The following is an 18,672-nucleotide window of genomic DNA, read 5'->3' on the forward strand; positions in this document are numbered from 1 at the left end:
CGTCGGCGCCGTCCCCGACGGCTGCGGTCGGCGTCGCCGACGGCTGCGGTCGGCGTCGCGTTGATCTTGGAGCAACCGGGTAGTTCCTGGGTGAAATGTCCGATGAATACCCCAGTTTCTCCAAGATCAACTTCAATGGGGCGGGCGGGACGGCGGAGGGCGCCGCCACCCCGGCGTGGGGTGACGGCGCACTTCGGGTCGTGCGTCAGTTCCGGTCGACCACGATGACCGGGGAGTCCCAGGTCTCGACGTGCGCCGGATCGGCCGGGTCGCCCAGCGGCTTGGTGGCCGTCAGCCGCAGGACGTAGCGGCCGTCGGGCACCGGGACCCGCCGGTCGGCGCCGCTCCCGCGCGGCCGGGTGCCGTCCCAGGTGTAGGCGTTGAACGCGGTCGCCGCGCTGCTCCGGCCGACGAAGTCCTCGGAGAGGACGGTGTTCAGCCGGCCGTACGGGCGGCCGGCCGTGCCGTCGGCCTTGGCGTGGAACAGCTGCAGCGACACGTTCTGCGCCGCGTGCTCCAGGTGCGCGATGACGACCGGGTAGTCGCCCTCGGTCATGGTGAACGTGGCGCCGTCGGGCAGCAGCCGGAACTGGCCGCCCATGGTGCAGTTGACGCCGATGTAGCGCTGGCACGCCGTGACGTCGCCCAGCTCCGGCAGCCCGGCGCCCGCGGGCGTCAGGATCGGCAGCTGCTGGTAGTCGCCGACGAACCCGGCGAACGGCACCCGCAGCGGCTGGCCCTCGGCCGGCGTCAGGACGACCCAGCCGCCGTACTGGCCGAGTGCCGGCTCGGCCGGTGCGGTCACCGTCACGTCGACGGTCGCCGAGCCGCCCGCGGGCACCGTGACCGACGGCGCGGAGAACGCCACCGTCGCACCGCCCTCGAAGAACGACGGGTTGTTCGGCGCGCCCGCTGTGGTGATGCCGTCGATGTGCGACAGCTCGTACGTCACCGGCGCATCGCCCTCGTTGGTCAGCGTCAGCGTCTGCGTCGACGGCCCGGCCTCGCTCTCACCGAGCGACAGCTTGCCCGGCGCGACCGTCGTCGTCGCGAGGATCGCGTCGTCGATGTCGAGCATGCCCGCGCCCTGCCGGTGCGCCGGCTCGACGTACCCGGCGTCCGGGAGGAGCGACCAGTCGGCCGGGTCGGCGCTGTTCTGCAGCGCGTCGCGGACCTCGCCCGGACTGAGCGACGGGTGCGCCTGCAGCAGCAGCGCGACCGCGCCGGCCACGTGCGGCGAGGACATCGACGTGCCGGAGACGACGGCGTACCCGTCCTCCTCCAGCGGGTACGTCGAGCGAATGAGCCCGCCCGGCGCGCCGAGGTCCGGCTTCAGCGTCAGGTCCGCGGCCATGCCGTAGGAGCTGAACGACGAGATCAGCCCGGCCGTCGTGTTCTCGATGGTGGTGGTCTCATCGGTCCAGGTCAGCGTCGTCGGGCCGGCCGCGATGCGGTTGTTCAGCTCGACGCCGTCGGCCTGCGGGACCGCGACGACGGGGATGGTGACCGGCGGGTCGGCCGGCGACGGCGGGGCCACCGTCGGCGAGAACGCGCCGGGCACGTTGTTGTAGAGGACGACGGCGGCGGCGCCGGCGTTCTGTGCGTTGCGGGCCTTCTCGTAGAACGGGCAGAAGCCGCGCTTGACCAGTGCGACCGTGCCGGTGAGGTCAGGCAGCGGCCCGGCCGCGGTGCAGGCGTCCTGGGTCGCGTTTGGGGTGCCGGTGCGCGACATCGGCACGTCGCCCGAGGTGGGTGCGCTAGGCGCGCCGGCCGCCTCGCCGTAGCCGAACTCCCGGCCGTCGGGGGTGACGGTGAACATCCGCGCGTCGTACTCGGTGTTGTCGAACGACGCCACGCCGATGACCTTCTCACCGACGCCGGGAGCGCCCGCGGACCAGGTGCCGGCCGTTCCGTTGTTGCCGATCGACGCGACCACGACCACACCCTCGTCGACGAGCGCGTCGCTCGCCGTCGCCGTCGGGTACTCCGGCCAGGTGATGAAGCCGGCGCCGAGGCTCATGTTGACGACGTCCATGCCGTCGGCGTGCGCACGCTCGAGCGCGGCGAGGATGATGTCCGACGTCGTCGAGCCGCCGCAGCCGAACACGCGGTACGCGCCGAACTCGACGTCCGGCGCCACGCCGAGCACGCCGTCGGCCGCGCTGTCGCCGTCGGCGCCCACGATGCCGGCGACGTGACTGCCGTGTCCATTGCAGTCGTCCGGGTTGTCGTCGGGGTGCGCGACCGGCTGGTAGGCGGCCGAGGTGTCGTCGGCGTTGTAGTCGTCGCCGACGAAGTCGTAGCCGGCCACGACGCGCTCGGTCGGGAGTGCGGTCCCGCCGGGCGTGCCGTCGCCACCGAGGTCGGGGTGGTCGAGGTCGATGCCGGTGTCGATGATGCCGACCTTGAGGCCGTCGCCGGTGAAGCCGAGCTCGCTCTGCGCGATGTCGGCGCCGGTCATGCCGAGCGCGGAGTCCATCGCCGGCTCCGTCGTGGCCGGGTCGGGCGCGTCGACCGCGACGACGGGGTAGACCGCGGCGACCTCGGCCGAGCCGGCCAGGCGGCTGATGTCGGTCTCGGACGCCGTCACCGACAGGCCGTTCCACAGCCGGTCGTAGGTGTAGCGGATGTCCAGGTCGGCGCCCAGCGCGTCCGCCTCGGCGAGGAAGCGGTCGTGCTGGCGCTGCGCCGCCGCGCGGGTGCCGCCGTCGGCGACCGGCTTCGCGGTGAGCTCGACGAACCACGCGCCGGTGGGCTCGTGGACCAGCTCGTCGGCCGGCTCCGGCAGCCCGGCCAGCTCCGCGAGCGTGCCTAGATAGCCGTCCTCAGTCGTCGCAGGCGCAGCGGAGCCGGCGGCGACGGTGCCGAGCGTCCCGGCCGCCAGGGCCACCGCAGCGGTGGCGGCGAGGCCGGCGCGCCGGGTAGCGGCTCGCATCCTCGGCGCTCTCGATGGTCGTGTCATCGGCGCTCCTCGTTCAGTCGTACGGCAAGACAAGACCCCGCCGGTCGGACGGGGTTGACCCGTAACCTATGGCCGAGTTCGCCTCGATTGGAAGACTTGACGGCAAGTCTGGCGGTCGAGTCACCATGAATCGGGCGAAATCACACCGCGACCGAAGCCGCATACCGGACGGATCTTGCTCGGCCGAACCCCTTGTCACCGCCGTCCCGAGACGACAGGATGACCAGACCTCAGCCCGCCCAGTCCCGGGGGTCGCCGTATGTGGACTCGCACGCTGCCCGCCGCCGGCCTCGCCGGAGTCCTACTGACGGTGTCCGCGGCGCTGTCCGCGCCGGCCGCTCCCGACGACGGCCCCGGCGTCGCGCCGGCGGTGCGTGAGCCCGAGGACCGGACGCAGCCGTCGTCGGTGACGCCGTCGGTCGATGCGCCAGCCGCCGCGTCGGCGCGGACGCCGTTCTCCATCACGACGGCCGCGAACCTCCCCGGCAAGCCGAGGAACGATGTCATCGCCGACGTGCCGGTGAACCCGAACGACGCGTCGATCCCGATGAACCTGACGCCGTACCACGCGATCCCGCCGGCGCTGCGGGCGCTGCAGGAGAGCGACCGCGTCAGCGTGGAGATCATCGGCCAGTCCGCGCTCGATCGCGACCTGCACCTCGTCGTCGTCACGTCGCCGATGTCCGACGCGCAGTGGGCCGAGTGGCAGCGGCTGGCCGACCTGCGCACCGAGGATCCCGAGGCCGCGATCGCCGCGCTCACGGCCGGCGAGTACGACGACTGGAAGTCGCCGCTGTTCGTGAACAGCAACATCCACGGCAACGAGTGGGAGGGCACCGACGCGACGCTGCAGGTGCTCGACGAGCTGGCGTTCTCGTCCGACCCAGAGGTCGTGGAGCTGCTGGACCAGCACGTCATCGCGATGGTCGTGACGAACAATCCGGACGGCCGCGTCGCCGGCACCCGCGCCAACGGCAACGGGTTCGACCTCAACCGCGACTACATCACCATCTCGCAGCCGGAGTCGCGCGCCGTCCGCGCCCAGCTCATCCGGTACGAGCCGCTGACCATGCTCGACGAGCACGGCTACACCGGGACCACGCTGATCGAGCCGACCACCGGCCCGCACGGCGAGAACTACGAGTACGACCTCTACATCCGGCAGGCGATCCGCAACGGGCTGGCCATGGAGCAGGCCGTGCTGGCGCTCGGCGAGCCCAGCGTCACCGCTGTCAACATCCCGTTCCGCAACCAGACCGACGGCTGGGACGACTGGCCGCCGATCTTCACCCCGATGTACGCGATGTACCACGGCGCCGTCGGGCACACCGTCGAGATCCCGCACAACCCGCGCGACCCACGCCTCACCCCGGCGCAGCGGCACGAATTCACCCGCATCAACACCGCCGTCGCCCGGGCCACCATCGAGGCGAACTTCGCCTGGGCGCGCGAGAACCGGATGAGCCTGCTCGCCGACCAGCTGGAACTCTTCCGGCGCGGCGAGGCCGGCGAGTCGTCCCGGCCGATCGACGACGAGCTCGCCCTGTCACTCGCTCTTGGCGATAACGGGAAGACGTTCCTGCAGGACTACCCGCGGGCCTACGTCATCCCGGCCGAGCGGCGCGGAGACGCGGCCGCCGCGCGACTGGCGCAGTTCCTCCTCGACAACGACGTCGAGGTGCACCAGGCGCGGCGGCCGTTCGCCGCCGGCGGGCAGCGGTACCCGGCCGGCTCGTACGTCGTCGACATGCTCCAGGCCAAGCGCGGCCTGGCGAACACGATCCTCGACGTCGGCCGCGACGTCACGACGAACTTCCCGACGATGTACGACATCTCGGCGTGGAGCCACGGACACCTGTGGGGCGCGTCGGTCGCGACGGTGCCCACGGGCGGGGCGCTGGAGACGCGGGCGCTGTCGGAGCTCGACGCGGTGGCGCCGACCGGCTGGGTCGCGCCGGACCCGGTCGCGCACTTCGGGTTCGAGGCGGACACGCTGGCCGGCATCCAGGCGGTGAACGCGCTGCTGGCCGACGGTGTCGTGGTGCGGCGGACGGCGTCAGGCGTCTTCACGGTGCCCGGCTCGGCGCGTCCGCAGGTCGAGGAGGCGGCCGCGACGTACGGCATCGCGTTCTCCGCGCTGTCGGCGGCCGCGGTCCGCGGGGCGGTGGCGGTGGACGTCACGCGCGTGGGGACGAGTGCCCCCGCCGACGAGCTGCACGCGCTGGCCCGCATGGGCTTCGCGACGACCAACGTGACGGCGGCCGGGTTCAACGCCGGCACCTACGCCTTCGCCGACTTCGACGCGCTGTACGTGTCCACCACCGGGTTCAACCCGTTGCAGCTGGATTCGACCCAGCAGGCGGCGTTCGCGGCCTGGCGGGCGGGCGGCGGGACGATCGTCGGGCGCGGCGCCGGCGGCCACACGTTCAACGACCGGGCCGGCCTCCTGGACGTCGGGCTGGTGAATCCGACCGACTGGAACATGGCCAACGGCATCGTCGCGGTCGAGAACGACCCGTCCTCGCCGGTCACCGGTGGCGCGTCGCCGTCGTCGTTCGTCAGCAACCCGCAGCACTTCAGCGAGCCGGGTCCGGGCGTCCGGGTCGACCAGCGGCTCGGCGGCGAGGCGTTCTTCCTGGCCGGCCACTGGATCGGGCACGAGGCCGCGGCCGGTCAGCCGGTCGTCGTCAGCGGGGTGGCCGGCGGCGCCGACGTCACGCTGTTCGCCACCGAGCCGCTGTACCGCTCGCATCCGGAAGGACTGTTCCCGCAGGTCGCCAACGCCCTCTGGCTCTCCGCCGGCTGACCGCGAGGTCGCGGGCGGCGGCGAGTCCCACAAGGGAAAGGGGAGCAGCGACCTGACACCGGCGGGGAGTCGTCATCCGCTGCGGAGGTGACGACTCTCCGTTTCTGCTGCTTCGGCGACGACCACGGTCGCCTCGCCCTCGTCGTCGTGCAGCGCGTGCGCGGCCAGTCCCGCGTCCTTCACGGCGTCGACGGCGGCAGCGGCCTGTGCCGCGCTCATCTCGATCAGCACGACGCCGTCACCGCTCAGCCATCTGGGGGCGCCGGCGGCGATGCGGCGGACGAGGGCCAGCCCGTCGCCGCCGCCGTCGAGGGCGGTGCGCGGCTCGTGGTCGCGGGCCTCGGGCGGCATCAGCGCGATCGCCTCCGTCGGCACGTACGGCGGGCTGGCCAGCAGCACGTCGACCCGGCCGCGCAGCTCCCCTGGCAACGCGTCGTACAGGTCGCCCTCGTGGAGGCGGCCGGCCGGCTCGACGTTGCGGCGCGCGCACGCGACCGCGACCGGGTCGACGTCGGCGGCATGCAGTTCGACGCCCTCCGTCGCGGCGACGACGGCGAGGCCGAGCGCCCCCGTCCCGCAGCACAGGTCGACGACCACCGACCCCGGCCGCACCCGCTGCCTCGCGAGGTCGACGAGCAGTTCGCTGCGGTGCCGCGGCACGAACACACCGGGCGCGACCGCGACCCGCAGCCCGGCGAACTCCGCCCAGCCGAGGACGTGCTCGAGCGGCTCCCCGGCGACCCGGCGGACGACCATCGCCTCGACGTCGGCCGGCGTGGTCGCGGTCTCGCGGATCAGCCTGGCCTCGTCCTCGGCGAACACGCACCCTGCCGCCCGCAACTGCGCGACGACCTCCCCGTCCACCACCCCGCCACCCTAGCCCGCTACGTTGATCTTGGAGTTGTTCGGCCATCTATCGGACATTTCACCCAGGAATAGCCGAACAACTCCAAGATCAACTTTGGCGTGAGTCAGATGACGGGCGTGGAGCGGGCGACGGCGGTGCGGTCGGCGAGAGCGAGGACCCGGCGGGCCTGGTCGACCATGGCGACGTCGAGGAAGCGGCCGCCGGGCAGGACGGCGGTGCCGTAGCCGGCCGCAGCGGCCGCCTCGACCGCCGCCACGACCTCCTCGGCCCGCGCGACCTCGTCCGGCGGGGGCCGGAACGCGGCCTCGATGACCGGCAGCTGCTTCGGGTGGATGGCGGCCCGGCCGACGAAACCCAGGCCGCGGCCGCGCACGCACGACGCGGCCAGCCCGTCGGTGTCGGCGAGGTCCGTCCACACCGCCATCGCCGGCGCCGGCAGCCCGGCCGCCCGCGCGGCGACCACGAGCCGCTGCCGGCACCACGCCAGCCCGTCCTCGACGCCGGGGCCGGACAACCCCAGGTCGGACGCGAGGTCGGCCTCGCCCAGCCCGATCGACGCGACGCCCGGCGCGGACGCGATGTCGAACGCCGCCTCGACGCCGGCCGCCGTCTCGAGCAGCACGTGCACCGGCCGGTCCCCCACCACCGACCGCACCGCGGCGACATCATCTGGAGAGGCCACCTTCGGCACCCGCACCGACACCGACGGCGGCAGCCCGGCGACCAGCGCGAGGTCGTCCGCACCCCACGGCGTGCCAGGTGCGTTCACCCGCACCTGCACGTCACGCCCGTCCACCACAGACAGCACCGACGCCGCCCCGGACCGCGCGGCGGCCTTCGCAGACGGCGCCACCGCGTCCTCGAGGTCGAGGATCACGACGTCGGCCGACGACGCCAGCGCCTTCTCGGCCCGGCCTGGCCGGTCGGCGGGCACGTACAAGAGGGTCAGCACCAGGCTCATACGACTCCTTCGGAGCGGAGCTCCACAATTTCATCCACCGAATATCCGAGTTCGGCTAGTAAATCAGACGTGTCGGCGCCGTGCGCCCGCCCGGTCCACCGCACCGCGCCCGGCGTCTCGGAGAGCCGGAACAGCACGTTCTGCATCGCGACCGCACCGAGGTCCTCGTCCTCGACCCGCAGCACCGTACCCAACGCGGCCAGCTGCGGGTCCGCGACCAGGTCCGACGCGTCGTACACCGGCGCCACCGCCGCCTCCGCCTTCTCGAACTCCGCCACCACCTCGTCGCGGGTCCGCGCCGCGACCCAGGCGCCGACGGCGGCGTCCAGCTCCTCGACATGCGCGGCCCTACCCGCGCCGGTCGCGAACCACGGCTCGTCGACGACGTCGGGCCGGCCGACGAGCCGCATGACCCGCTCGGCGATGCTCTGCGAGCTGGTCGACACCGCGACCCAGCGGCCGTCGGACGTGCGGTAGGTGTTGCGCGGCGCGTTGTTCGCCGACCGGTTGCCGGTGCGCGGCTGCACCGTCCCCAGCTGGTCCCACCGGGTGAGCTGCGGCCCGAGCACCGACAGCATCGGCTCGATGATCGCGAGGTCGATCACCTGCCCGCGCCCACTCGTCGCCCGCGCGGACAACGCGGCCGTCACCGCGAACGCCGTCGCGAGCGCCGTGATGCCGTCGGCCAGCCCGAACGGCGGTAGCGTCGGCGGGCCGTCCGGCTCGCCGGTCATCGAAGCGAACCCGCTCATCGCCTCGGCCAGCGTGCCGAATCCGGGGCGCCGCCGGTACGGGCCGACCTGCCCGAACCCGGTCACCCTCGCGAGGATCAGCCCCGGGTTCTCCGCCGCCAGCACGTCGTACCCGAGGTTCCACCGCTCCAGCGTGTCCGGCCGGAAGTTCTCGATGATGACGTCTGACTCGCGTGCCAGCCGCCGGAACACCTCCTGGCCGCGCTCGTGCGACAGGTCCAGCGTCATCGTCCGCTTGTTCCGGCCGAGCGTCTTCCACCACAGGTTCTGCCCGTCCTTCGCCGGGCCGTGCCCGCGGGACGGGTCCGGCCGGCGCGGGTGCTCGACCTTGACGACGTCAGCGCCCATGTCTCCCAGGTGCATCGCTGCGATCGGCCCCGCGAACAGCGTCGCGGCGTCGACGACGCGCAGCCCGCTCAACGGCCCCGTCACGAGGACCCCCTTCCCACCAGACCACTCCCGTTGATCTTGGAGTTGTTCGGCAATTGCGGGGCGATTCGTCCGATTGATACCCGAAGAACTCCAAGATCAACGGACGTTGGGAGGCCGGTCATGCGTCACCGGCCTCCGCCAGGAACGCGTCGATCTCGGCGCGGTGCGGCATGGACGACGACGCGCCCGGCCGCCGCACGGACAGCGCGGCCGCGGCCGACGCCCGCCGCAGCGCAGCGTCCCAGTCCAGCCCCGCGGCGAGGCCGACGGCGAGCACCCCGGCGAACGTGTCGCCGGCCGCCGTCGTGTCGACCGCGTCGACGGCGAACGCCTGCACCGCGGTCACGGCACCCGCCCGGACCCGCAGCGCGCCCCGCGCGCCCAGCGTGACGACAACGTCGCCGCCCGCCGCGGCCAGCGACCGGGCCGCGGCCACCGGATCGGCGACGCCGGCCAGCAGCGCCGCCTCGTGCTCGTTCGGCACCAGGACGTCCACGGCAGCCAGCAGCGCCGGCGGCAGCGGCACGGCCGGCGCCGGGGTCAGCATCACCCGGACGCCGCGTGATCGTGCGTACTCGGCCGCCGCCGTCACCAGGGGCAACGGCAGCTCCAGCTGCAGCAGCACGATCTCGGCCGCGTCCAGCGCGGCCCGGTGCGCGTCCGTCAGCGACGTCACGGTGCCGTTCGCGCCCGGCACCACGACGATCGAGTTGTCACCGGTGCCGTCGACGGTGATGTGCGCGGTCCCCGTGGGCTGGTCGCTCACGACGAGACCGGAGACGTCCACGCCATCGCCCGCGAGCAGCGCGGTGACGCGGCGGCCGAAGTCGTCGTCACCGACCGCGCCGAGGAACGCGACGTCGCCGCCTGCCCGGGCCGCCGCGAGCGCCTGGTTCGCGCCCTTGCCGCCGGGCACCGTGGTGAACTCGAGGCCGGTGACGGTCTCGCCGCGGCCGGGTGCGCGGTCGACGGTGACCACGAGGTCCATGTTGGCGCTGCCCAGGACGGCGATCATGTCAGCCCCTCCGCGACGGCGACCGTGCGGGCCGCGAGCGTGTCGAAGCCGATGCCGTCGAACCCGGCCAGAGTCGTGCTCACCCGGTTGCGCATCGGCGCGATCCACCGCGGCGGCAGCGCGGCGGCGCCGGTCAGTGCGCCTGCGATCGAGCCGACTGTCGCGCCGTTGGAGTCGGTGTCCCAGCCGCCGCTGACGACGGCGGTGACCGACCGCTCGTAGTCGCCGCCGCCGTGCACCATCGCGGCCACCACCAGCGCGGCGTTGTTCAGCACGTGCACCCAGTGCAGGTGCCCGTAGCGCGCCTCGACGGCGTCGACGACCGCCTCCCAGTCGCCGTGCTCGGCCGGGAGCGCTCGCGCGAACCGCACCGCCTCGGCGTACCGCGACGACGCCGGCACGACGGACAGCCCGGCGTCGATCACCTCGTCGACGGAGTCCGCGACCAGCGCGGACGCGCACGCCGCGGCCACGAACAGCTCGCCGTACACGCCGTTGCGGGTGTGGCTGAGGACGGCGTCGCGCCAAGCCAGCGCGGCGGCGCCGGCGGGTGCGCCGGGCCGGACCCAGCCGAACACGTCGCCGCGGATCTGGGCGCCGATCCAGTCGCGGAACGGGTTGCGCACCGTCGCGGTGGCCGGCGGCAGGTGGCCGAGCAGCAGGTTGCGGTAGGCGACCCGCTCGGCGGTGAACACCCGCCCGGCCGGCAGCGACGCCAGCCAGCTCTCGGCGACGTCCGACGTCGTGAAGTCCGCGCCGCGGGCCTCCAGCAGCGCGAGGTTGAGCATCGGGAAGTTGAGGTCGTCGTCCTCGGGCATGCCGTCGATGTTCTCGGCGAGGCTGGTCGTCGCGCTGCGCCGGTTCCAAGTCCAGCGAGCGGCGACGTCGTCGGGCAGGCCCACCGCGGTGAACCAGTCGTTCAGCGGCCAGCGGCCGGTCGCCTCGAGGATCTCCCGGATTCCGGCCCGCGGGATCTTCTCCACCGGCTTGCCCAGCAGGCAGCCGGCCGCCCGGCCGAGCCAGGCGCCGTGCACGCGGTCCAGCGACGGCGCCGGGGTCGACGGCGCCCGCGTCCACCCGGCCTCGATCGAGGCGAGGTCCGTCGGCTCCGACGCGTCGTACGGCGACGGCCGCGCGTCCACCTCGTCCAGCAGCTCGGCGGCCAGCGCCCGCAGCTGCGCCGTCGCGGGGACGTCCGACGCCCCGCTCCGCGCCGGCGCCGGATCGCCGCCGGCGTCCACCCAGCGCGCACGCAGGTCGGCGACGTCCACACCGTCCTCGGCCGCCTGGGCGAACGCGTGCCCGACCAGGTCCTCCGGCTGCACCCAGGTGAGCCGCATCAGGCCAGTCCGCCGAACGCGTCGTCGACGGCCGCGCGACGGGCGGCGTCGGCCGCCCGCACCCGCGCCGTCACCGCGGCCAGCCGTTCCGCCGGCCCGGTGAGGTCCACTCGGCTGGCCGCCGCGACCGCCGTCACCAGGTCCGCCGGCACCGCCGCACGGCCGCCCAGCGCCCCCGCGATCGCCCCGGCCATCGACGCGATCGAGTCGGAGTCGCGGCCGTAGTTGACCCCGCCGATGACGGCGTCGCGCCAGTCGCCGCCGGCGATGGCGAGGAAGCCCAGCGCGACCGGCAGCTCCTCGATGGTGTGCACCCGGCTCGGCCGCCGGGCGCCGAGACCCTGGTTGCGGTAGTCGTCACCGACGGTGTCGTACGCCGCGACGGCGGCGCGCAGCTTGCCGGACTCGACCGCCTCGGTCCAGTGCCCGATCGACGCCGCGGTGCCGAGCACCGCCTCGATGCCGGCCTTCGTCCCGTCCTTGGCCAGCCGGACCGCCGCGTCCAGCACGTCGTCGACGGTCGCGCCGGGCGCAGCGGCCGCGGCTACGCAAGCGGCCATGACGCCGGCCGCCTCACGGCCGTAGGAGGACTGGTGTGCGCCGGCGACGTCGACGGCCTCGGCGTACGCGGCGTCCGGATCGGCGGCGTTGACGATGCCGACCGGCGCGATGTACATCGCCGCGCCGCAGTTCACCGCGTTGCCGACGCCGGCCTCGCGCGGGTCGGCGTGCCCCCAGTGCAGCCGCAGCGCCATGAACTTCTCCGCGAGGAACACCCGCTGCAGCGGCAGCGCCTCCGCCTCCAGCTCGGGGATCCAGACCTTGCGGCCGATCATCAGCGGCACCAGCCGCTCGGCGACGTCGTACGCCGTCAGGTGGGCGCCGGCCTGCTCGTACACCTCGACCATGAGGTGCGTCATCAAGGTGTCGTCGGTGACGTGGCCGTCGCCCTTGTGATACGGCGCGATGGGCCGCGCGGTGCGCCAGTCCTCGTAGTAGGGCGGCACGATGCCCTCGACCCAGCCGCCCCACCGTTCCCGGATCTGCTGCGGCGACCAGCCCTCCGTCGCACCACCGAGCGCGTCGCCGACGGCGGCTCCCGTCAGGCACCCGACCGCGGTGTCGATGAGTGCGTCACTGGTCAACACTGATTCCCTTCTTTCCAGCGGGACTCGTCGCCGCCTGGGACCTCGCGGTCGGCCTCGGCGATCGCCCTCTCCTCGATGGAGCCCGCCAGCTCGACCAGGTCGAGGCCGGCCAGTTCGGCCGCGCAGCAGCCCGCGAGTCGCCGGCACCGCTCGGCCCAGGTCGTGGGCAACGCGCTCAGTCCGTGCGCCGCGCCGGTGAGCGCACCGGTCAGCGCGGGTGCGCTGTCGGCCAGCGCCGGCAGGCAAGCCGCCGCGGTGACGGCGGCGATCGGCCGCTCCCCGCCCCGCTCGGCGGCGTGCGCCAGCGCGACGGCGACCGGCAGGGTCTGTGCTGCGGCGACGCCGTAGCTGTAGACGTGGCCGGCCGGCTCGTCGAGCAGCGGCACGGCCTCGCCGGCACTCCCCGCGCCCGAGGTCGCCGCCAGCGCCCGGTCGACGGACGCCGCCAGCAGTCCGTCCGCGGGGAGCCCGGCGGCGGCCACGGCCCATGCATCGGCCAGCGGCTCGCCGCGGACCAGCCGGGCGACGGTTTCGGCGACCGCCCGCGCCGCTGCGAGGCCGTCGCCGGCGTTGGTGACCTCGGCATCCCAGCCGGCCAGCGTGGCGGCCGTGTCCGGGCCGTCCGCGACCAGGCCGGCGGCGACCGAGCGGACCGCGGCGGCGTCGTCGAAGTGGTGCGGATTGTCGTGCCCGGTGACCGGCGGGTCGAGATCGCGGCGCAGCGCGTCGGACGCGGCCGCGACGCTGATCCGGCCGCGCGGCAGGGTGCCGGCAGCGGCCGCCGAGCGCCAGTGCGCGTGCACGTCGTCGCGGCCGAGTGCGCCGGGCCGCGCCGCGGTGTCGAGCAGCCAGGTCAGGGTCCACGCCGCCCACTCCGCGTCGTCGCTCGGCCCGAGCCGCAGCGGGGCCGTCGGCTGATTGAGCGCGAACGGCACCGGCAGCGTCGTCACCTGCTCCATCTCGGCGAACGCGTCCAGCTCGCGGTGCAGCCGGCGGGTCCACGGCGGCAGCAGCTGGGCGCGGTGCCGGACGGCGGGCCAGCCGGCGGCGTCGCCGATGGCCAGCCCGAGCAGCGCCCCGGCGGTGTGGTCGTGCCGATCGCTCACGAGTCCGCCTCCAGGTGGTCGGCCAACTGGTCGGCGAGGTCGAGCGGATGCAGGCCCGCGACCACCTCGCCCAGGCAGCGGCCGGTGACCGGCCCGATCTGCGCGCGCCAGTCCGCCGGGACCGCGTCGAGGCCGCCGTGCGCCCCGGCCAGCGCGCCGGCGATGGCGGCGGTGGTGTCGGCGTCGCGGCCCATCGCGACCGCGCCGGTGACGGCCGGCGCGAACGCGCCGTCGGCCGCCAGAAACGCGCCGAACGCCAGCGCGACCGCCTCCGGCGCCAGGTCGGTCCATGGATAGGACCGGACGACGACGGCGTCCAGCAGCGCGGGCACGTCCCCGGCGTGGATGACGCCGGCCCGCAGCGACCGCGCCGTCCACGAGTCGTCCGGCACGGCGGCCAGCGCGGCGGCCGCGATGTCGTGCGGCGTCGTCGTCCCCGTCATCGCGACGGCGACCGCGGCGGCCACCGCGACCCCGGCGTGCACGCCCTCGCCGTCGTGGCTGACCGCGCCGTCGACGGCGGCCAGGCGGGCCGCCGTCCCCGGATCCCCCGCGGCGTAGACCCCGTGGACCGCGGCGCGCATGGCCAGTCCGTCGCTCCACGAGTGCAGGTGCCGCCCGCTGGCCGGCGGCCGCAGCCCGGCGCGCAGGTTCTCGATGGTGCCCAGCTCGCTGAACCCGGCGCCGGAGAACCCGCCCTCGCGGACAGTCAGGTGCCTGATCCACGCGTCGGCGACGTGGTCGCTGGTCAGCGCGGTGCCGTGCTCGAGCAACAGCAGCGCGCTGAACGCGGCGTACTCGGTGTCGTCGGTGCCCGACGGCCGATCGGTGAGAAACCCGGTGACCGTGCCCCAGCGGGCGGCGATCTCCTCGGCCGTCAGGTTCTCCGCGGGGGCGCCCATGGCGTCACCGACGGCGAGCCCGAGCAGGCATCCTCGCGCCCGTTGTCTGGTCACGGGCATGGTCCGCGCCTCCACCTCTCGCTCCGCTTCCCCCGCCTCCGACCGCGGCTCAGCGGTTGTAGCGCTCCAGGATCTCGTTGCCGTCCTCGGTCAGCCGGGTGCCGAGCTCGTCCAGCGAGATCGAGTTCGCGAAGTACTCCTCGATGGACGGGTTCGCGACCTTGTTCTTCCACTCCTCGTAGCCACGCACCCGCTGGAACGGCGCCTGCTCGAGGAACTCGCCCGAAGCGGCCGCGACGGGCCAGTCCGGGGTCTCGGTCAGGATCGGGTCCTGGGCCGCGGCGGAGCTCGCCGGAATCATCCAGTCGCCCTTGGCCAGCAGCGCCTGGTTCTCCGGGTTCAGCATGTACTCCAGGAAGGCCATCGCCTCCTCGGGGTGCTCGGACTCGGCGGCGATCGAGATCGTCTGCGGCGCCGCCGCCTGCGCCTGGGAGTCGCCCTTCAGCGCCGGGATGGTCACCCACTCGAAGCCCTCCGGGGCCTGGTCGATGATCTGCTGGCGGAACCAGATGCCCTTCGGCAGCATGGCGTACTGGCCGGCGAAGAAGCCCGGGAGCGGGTCCGACCCGCCCATGCCGATGGCATCCGTGGCGGCGCTCTTGTCCACGTAGAGCTGGTCGTAGATGCGCTGGAACGCCTCCTTCTCCCCGTCGCCGAAGACCACCGTGCTGGCGCCGTCGGACTCTTCGAAGAACCCGCCGCCGAAGTTGAGGGCCAGGTTGAGCATGCGGTTGGCCGGGTCCTTCAGCGTCCACGCCACCCCGAAGGTGTCGGCGTCGGTGAGCTGCTTGGAGGTCTCGGCGAACTCGTCCCACGTCCACGGGTCGTCCGGGGCCGGCACCGGGATGCCGGCGGCGTCGAGCAGCGTCTTGTTGGCGAAGATCACCTGAGCGTCCAGCAGGAACGGCACCGCATAGACGGCGTCGTCGAAGGTGACCGCCTCCCACGCGCCGCCCAGGATGTCGTCTCTCAACTCCGACGACACCATGTCGGTGATGTCGAGGATCCAGCCCCGGTCGGCGAAGTCCTGCAGGTAGGACGACTCGTAGTGGATCAGGTCAGGAGCGGTGCCACCCTCGAACGCCGTCACCAGCTGGTCCTGCACCGACGCCCAGTCACCCTGGAGGTACTCGACCTGGATGTCGGGGTTGTCGGCGTTCCACTGCTCGATGATCTGCTGGTTCGCGGCGATCGACTCCGGCTGGAACGCCAGGCTCTGGAACGTCAGCGTCACGGGGCCGTCCCCGCCGTCACCGGTGCCGGCGTCGTCGCCGGAGCCGCAGCCGGCCAGCACGAGGCCTGCGCTCAAGACGGTGGCCGATACGATCGTTGCTCTGCGCACGATCCCTCCTGGGGTGGTTTCGGTGGGTCTGGATGTGGTCACGACTTCACCGCGCCGCCGAGCATGCCCCCGACGAGACGGCGTTGGATGATGGCGAAGAAGACGAGGCTCGGGATGGTGGCGACCAGGGCGGCGGCCGCGAGCGGGCCCAGCCGGGCCACCCCTTCGGCGCCGATGAACTTCACCAGCGTCAGCGAGATGGTCTGCAGCTCGGGTGTGCGCAGCAGTACCAGGGCGAAGAGGAACTCGTTCCACGCCGAGACGAACGCGAACAGCGCCGCGGCGACCACGCCCGGGACCAGCAGTGGCGCCACGATGTCCCTGAGCGTGCGCAGCCTGCCGGCGCCGTCCATCGCCGCCGCCTCCTCCAACTCGGCCGGGATGCCGGCGACGTAGCTGCGCAGCATCCACAGCGCGAACGGCATGCTCCAGACGACGTAGACGATGATCAGGCCGATCTGCGTGTCGTAGAGGCCGGCATCGCGCAGGAGCAGGAACAGCGGGATGATCACCAAGATGAACGGGAACATCTGGCTGAGCAGCACCCACAGCGTCGTCATCCGGCTCACCACCGAGCGGTAGCGGGCCATCACGTACGCCGCCGGGATCGAGAGCAACACGGTGACCAGGGCCGAGACGCCCGCGATGATCAGCGTGTTGAGGAGGGCGCGCGCCAGCGGCTGCTGATCGAACGCGAGCCGGAAGTTCTCCAGCGTCGGGTTCTCCGGGATGATCGTCGGCTCGATCAGCGCCATCTCCTGCGGCGGCTTGAACGCCGTCGACACCAGCCAGAGCAGCGGGAAGGCCAGGAACACCAGGTAGGCGGCCAGGGCCAGGTACTTCGCCGGGGTCGCCAGCGTACGGGCGCCTCGCATGATCATCCCTCCTCCCGGTAGCGGCGGCGCAGGTAGAACACGACGAACACCGCGATCACCAGCACCATGGCGTTGCCCAGGGCAGCCGCGTAGCCGTAGTTGCCGTAGCGGAAGGCCTCTTCGTAGGCGAACAGCATCGGCAGCCGCGTCGAGCCGCCGGGCCCGCCTTCGGTGAGCACGTAGACGAGGCTGAACGAGTTGAAGTTCCAGATGAAGTCCAGCGTCGTCATGGCCGTCACGACCGGGCGCAGCGCCGGCCAGGTCACGTTGCGGAACCGCTGCCACGGGCCCGCGCCGTCCATCGCCGCGGCCTCCTTGAGCTCCTCGGAGACGCTCTGCAGACCGGCGAGCAGCACCACCGTCGTCTGCGGCATGCCGGACCACACGCCGACGACGATCACGGCGGGCAGCGCCAGCGACAACGAGCTGAGCCATTCGACGTTGGAGTCGATGATGCGCAGGTCCGTCAGGACGCTGTTCAGGATGCCCGCGTTGGGGTGGTACACCAGCCGCCACATGATCCCGACGACCACCGGCGGCATCGCCCACGGCACCAGCGCCAGTGTCCGCGCGAGCCAGCGCAGCCGCAGCTTCTGGTTCAGCAGCAGCGCCAGGCCGAGGCTGGCGAAGAACTGCAGGATCGTGACGCCGAACGCCCAGATGAGCCCGATGCGGAACGACTCCCAGAAGTACGAGTCGCCCAGCAGCTGGGTGTAGTTCTCGAACCCGGTGAACTCAGTCGCGGCGTTGCGCCCCGCCTGGGCGTCGGTGAAGCCCAGGTAGATGCCGCGCAGCAGCGGGTACAGGCTGAACAGCACGACGGGGATCAGCGCCGGGACGGCCAGCATCAGCCCGTCGCGGTCCAGGCCGAGGAAGGTCCGGCGCCTGCCCGGCTGCTTGGGCCGGGGCGTCGTCGGCGGCGGCGCGGTGACGGTGGCGCTCATCGGCTGCTCTCCCGGACGGTCAGCGACGGCGGGACGGTGACCCGCTCGGGCGGCGCGTCGTCGCCGTCGAGCCGGCGCAGCAGCAGCTCCGCGGCGATGCGGCCGCGGTCGGCCGAGCCGAGCGAGACGCTGGACAGCGGCGGGAAGCTCGTCGCGGCCAGCGGGGTGTCGTCCATGCCGACCACGCGCACGTCGCCGGGGACGTCGCGGCCCAGCTCGCGCAGCGCGTGCAGGACGCCCATCGCGATGAGGTCGTTCGCGCCCAGCACAGCGTCGACGTCCGGGTGCGCGGTGAGCAGCTCGCGCGCCGTCTGGCGGCCGGCCTCGAACTGGAAGTCGGTGAACCGGACCAGTTCGTCGGTCTGGTCGTCGGCAGCGGCCAGGCCGGCCGAGGCGAGGCCCCTGCGATAGCCGTCGTAGCGGGCCCGGCCGGGGACGGTGTCGAGCGGGCCGTCGATGAACGCGATGCGGCGGGCGCCGGCCTCGGCCAGGTGCTCGACCGCGAGCCGCGCGCCGACCCGCGAGTCGGCCCGGACGTTGTCGACCGGGACGTCGTCGGGCAGCAGGCCGATCACCACCACCGGGACTGCGGTCTGCCGCAGCGCCTCGACGTGCCGGTCGGTCACCCGCAGCGGGCACAGGATCAGCCCGTCGACGTAGTTCTGGCTCAGGCTCGCGAGCACGCCGAGCTCGTTTTCGACGTCGGCGCCGGTGCTGTGCAGCAGCAGCCGGTAGCCCTGGTCGCGCAGCGCCGGCTGGATGCGGCGCACCATCTCCAGGTAAGCGGCGTTGCCGATGTCCTCCATGGCGAACGCGACCTGCCCGGTGTGCCGCGTCTTCAGCGACTGCGCGACGACGCTCGGGACGTAGCCGACCTGCCGGACGGCGGCGTTGACCCGGGCGACCATGTCCGCGTTGGAGGTGTTGCCGTTGAGCGCCCGCGACACCGAGGAGATCGAGACCCCGGCGACCTTCGCGACCTCATGGATTGTCGGCCGACGGCGCTGCGTCACGTGCCTCCACCTCCTCGTGGTCGATCTGGAATCGTTTCCGAGCCGTGGTGCGGCAGGCAGCGGGAAACGTTTCCGGGGTGGCTCATTGCATCGCGCCCGTCCCGCTTCCGTCAAGTCGTCGATACGAACCCGTAACCCACCCACTC

General features: G+C 73.2%; 14 protein-coding genes. 1 reads left to right on the forward strand and 13 read right to left on the reverse strand.

The window, feature by feature from the left end; all coding sequences use genetic code 11:
- Positions 1-205 precede the first annotated feature (205 nt).
- Complete coding sequence (locus tag E1262_RS31725) at positions 206-2,935, reverse strand: S8 family peptidase (RefSeq protein ID WP_132104276.1); 2,730 nt, start codon at positions 2,933-2,935, stop codon at positions 206-208.
- A gap of 286 nt (positions 2,936-3,221) precedes the next feature.
- Between E1262_RS31725 and E1262_RS16685 the strand changes: the two genes are divergently transcribed.
- Positions 3,222-5,768, forward strand: a complete 2,547-nt coding sequence (locus E1262_RS16685; RefSeq protein ID WP_132104277.1) for a M14 family zinc carboxypeptidase — start codon at positions 3,222-3,224, stop codon at positions 5,766-5,768.
- A gap of 72 nt (positions 5,769-5,840) precedes the next feature.
- Here E1262_RS16685 and E1262_RS16690 read toward each other — a convergent pair whose 3' ends face one another.
- The 12 genes from E1262_RS16690 to E1262_RS16745 all read right to left on the reverse strand — a co-directional run bounded on the left by E1262_RS16690 (position 5,841) and on the right by E1262_RS16745 (position 18,526).
- Positions 5,841-6,635 (reverse strand): putative protein N(5)-glutamine methyltransferase, encoded by a 795-nt coding sequence (locus E1262_RS16690; RefSeq protein WP_203453944.1) that lies wholly within the window; start codon positions 6,633-6,635, stop codon positions 5,841-5,843.
- A 104-nt stretch (positions 6,636-6,739) separates the two neighbouring features.
- Positions 6,740-7,597, reverse strand: a complete 858-nt coding sequence (locus tag E1262_RS16695) for an HpcH/HpaI aldolase/citrate lyase family protein (RefSeq protein ID WP_132104278.1) — start codon at positions 7,595-7,597, stop codon at positions 6,740-6,742.
- Positions 7,594-8,781, reverse strand: coding sequence for a CaiB/BaiF CoA transferase family protein (locus E1262_RS16700; RefSeq protein ID WP_132104279.1), 1,188 nt, complete (start codon positions 8,779-8,781; stop codon positions 7,594-7,596). Before E1262_RS16700 ends, E1262_RS16695 begins: the two co-directional genes overlap by 4 nt.
- Positions 8,782-8,899: 118 nt before the next feature.
- A complete protein-coding gene (rbsK, locus tag E1262_RS16705) occupies positions 8,900-9,796 on the reverse strand; it encodes a ribokinase (protein WP_132104280.1) in 897 nt (298 codons plus the stop codon).
- Positions 9,793-11,136: an ADP-ribosylglycohydrolase family protein gene (locus E1262_RS16710; protein WP_132104281.1), complete on the reverse strand. Its 1,344-nt coding sequence runs from the start codon at positions 11,134-11,136 to the stop codon at positions 9,793-9,795. Before E1262_RS16710 ends, rbsK begins: the two co-directional genes overlap by 4 nt.
- On the reverse strand, positions 11,136-12,284 hold the full coding sequence (locus tag E1262_RS16715; protein WP_420810534.1) for an ADP-ribosylglycohydrolase family protein: 1,149 nt from the start codon (positions 12,282-12,284) through the stop codon (positions 11,136-11,138). The genes E1262_RS16710 and E1262_RS16715 overlap by 1 nt, the downstream gene beginning before the upstream one ends.
- Positions 12,278-13,390: an ADP-ribosylglycohydrolase family protein gene (locus E1262_RS16720; RefSeq protein WP_132104283.1), complete on the reverse strand. Its 1,113-nt coding sequence runs from the start codon at positions 13,388-13,390 to the stop codon at positions 12,278-12,280. The genes E1262_RS16715 and E1262_RS16720 overlap by 7 nt, the downstream gene beginning before the upstream one ends.
- On the reverse strand, positions 13,387-14,352 hold the full coding sequence (locus E1262_RS16725) for an ADP-ribosylglycohydrolase family protein (protein ID WP_132104284.1): 966 nt from the start codon (positions 14,350-14,352) through the stop codon (positions 13,387-13,389). Before E1262_RS16725 ends, E1262_RS16720 begins: the two co-directional genes overlap by 4 nt.
- A gap of 49 nt (positions 14,353-14,401) precedes the next feature.
- Positions 14,402-15,661, reverse strand: coding sequence for an ABC transporter substrate-binding protein (locus tag E1262_RS16730; protein WP_203453945.1), 1,260 nt, complete (start codon positions 15,659-15,661; stop codon positions 14,402-14,404).
- A 71-nt stretch (positions 15,662-15,732) separates the two neighbouring features.
- Complete coding sequence (locus tag E1262_RS16735; protein WP_132104285.1) at positions 15,733-16,569, reverse strand: carbohydrate ABC transporter permease; 837 nt, start codon at positions 16,567-16,569, stop codon at positions 15,733-15,735.
- Between the two features lie 2 nt (positions 16,570-16,571).
- Positions 16,572-17,513: a carbohydrate ABC transporter permease gene (locus E1262_RS16740; RefSeq protein WP_132104286.1), complete on the reverse strand. Its 942-nt coding sequence runs from the start codon at positions 17,511-17,513 to the stop codon at positions 16,572-16,574.
- Positions 17,510-18,526 carry a LacI family DNA-binding transcriptional regulator gene (locus E1262_RS16745; RefSeq protein WP_203453946.1) on the reverse strand — a complete coding sequence of 339 codons (1,017 nt, stop codon included), beginning with the start codon at positions 18,524-18,526 and terminating at the stop codon, positions 17,510-17,512. Before E1262_RS16745 ends, E1262_RS16740 begins: the two co-directional genes overlap by 4 nt.
- Between the last annotated feature and the right edge of the window lie 146 nt (positions 18,527-18,672).

Source organism: Jiangella aurantiaca, assembly GCF_004349105.1.
GTDB classification, from domain to species: domain Bacteria; phylum Actinomycetota; class Actinomycetes; order Jiangellales; family Jiangellaceae; genus Jiangella; species Jiangella aurantiaca.

Excerpts from the sequence above, each read along its gene's own strand:
- E1262_RS31725 (WP_132104276.1), bottom strand. The coding sequence starts at position 2,935 with ATGCGAGCCGCTACCCGGCGCGCCGGCCTCGCCGCCACCGCTGCGGTG.
- E1262_RS16685 (WP_132104277.1), top strand. The coding sequence starts at position 3,222 with ATGTGGACTCGCACGCTGCCCGCCGCCGGCCTCGCCGGAGTCCTACTG.
- E1262_RS16695 (WP_132104278.1), bottom strand. The coding sequence starts at position 7,597 with ATGAGCCTGGTGCTGACCCTCTTGTACGTGCCCGCCGACCGGCCAGGC.
- rbsK (WP_132104280.1), bottom strand. The coding sequence starts at position 9,796 with ATGATCGCCGTCCTGGGCAGCGCCAACATGGACCTCGTGGTCACCGTC.
- E1262_RS16710 (WP_132104281.1), bottom strand. The coding sequence starts at position 11,136 with ATGCGGCTCACCTGGGTGCAGCCGGAGGACCTGGTCGGGCACGCGTTC.
- E1262_RS16725 (WP_132104284.1), bottom strand. The coding sequence starts at position 14,352 with ATGCCCGTGACCAGACAACGGGCGCGAGGATGCCTGCTCGGGCTCGCC.
- E1262_RS16735 (WP_132104285.1), bottom strand. The coding sequence starts at position 16,569 with ATGCGAGGCGCCCGTACGCTGGCGACCCCGGCGAAGTACCTGGCCCTG.
- E1262_RS16740 (WP_132104286.1), bottom strand. The coding sequence starts at position 17,513 with ATGAGCGCCACCGTCACCGCGCCGCCGCCGACGACGCCCCGGCCCAAG.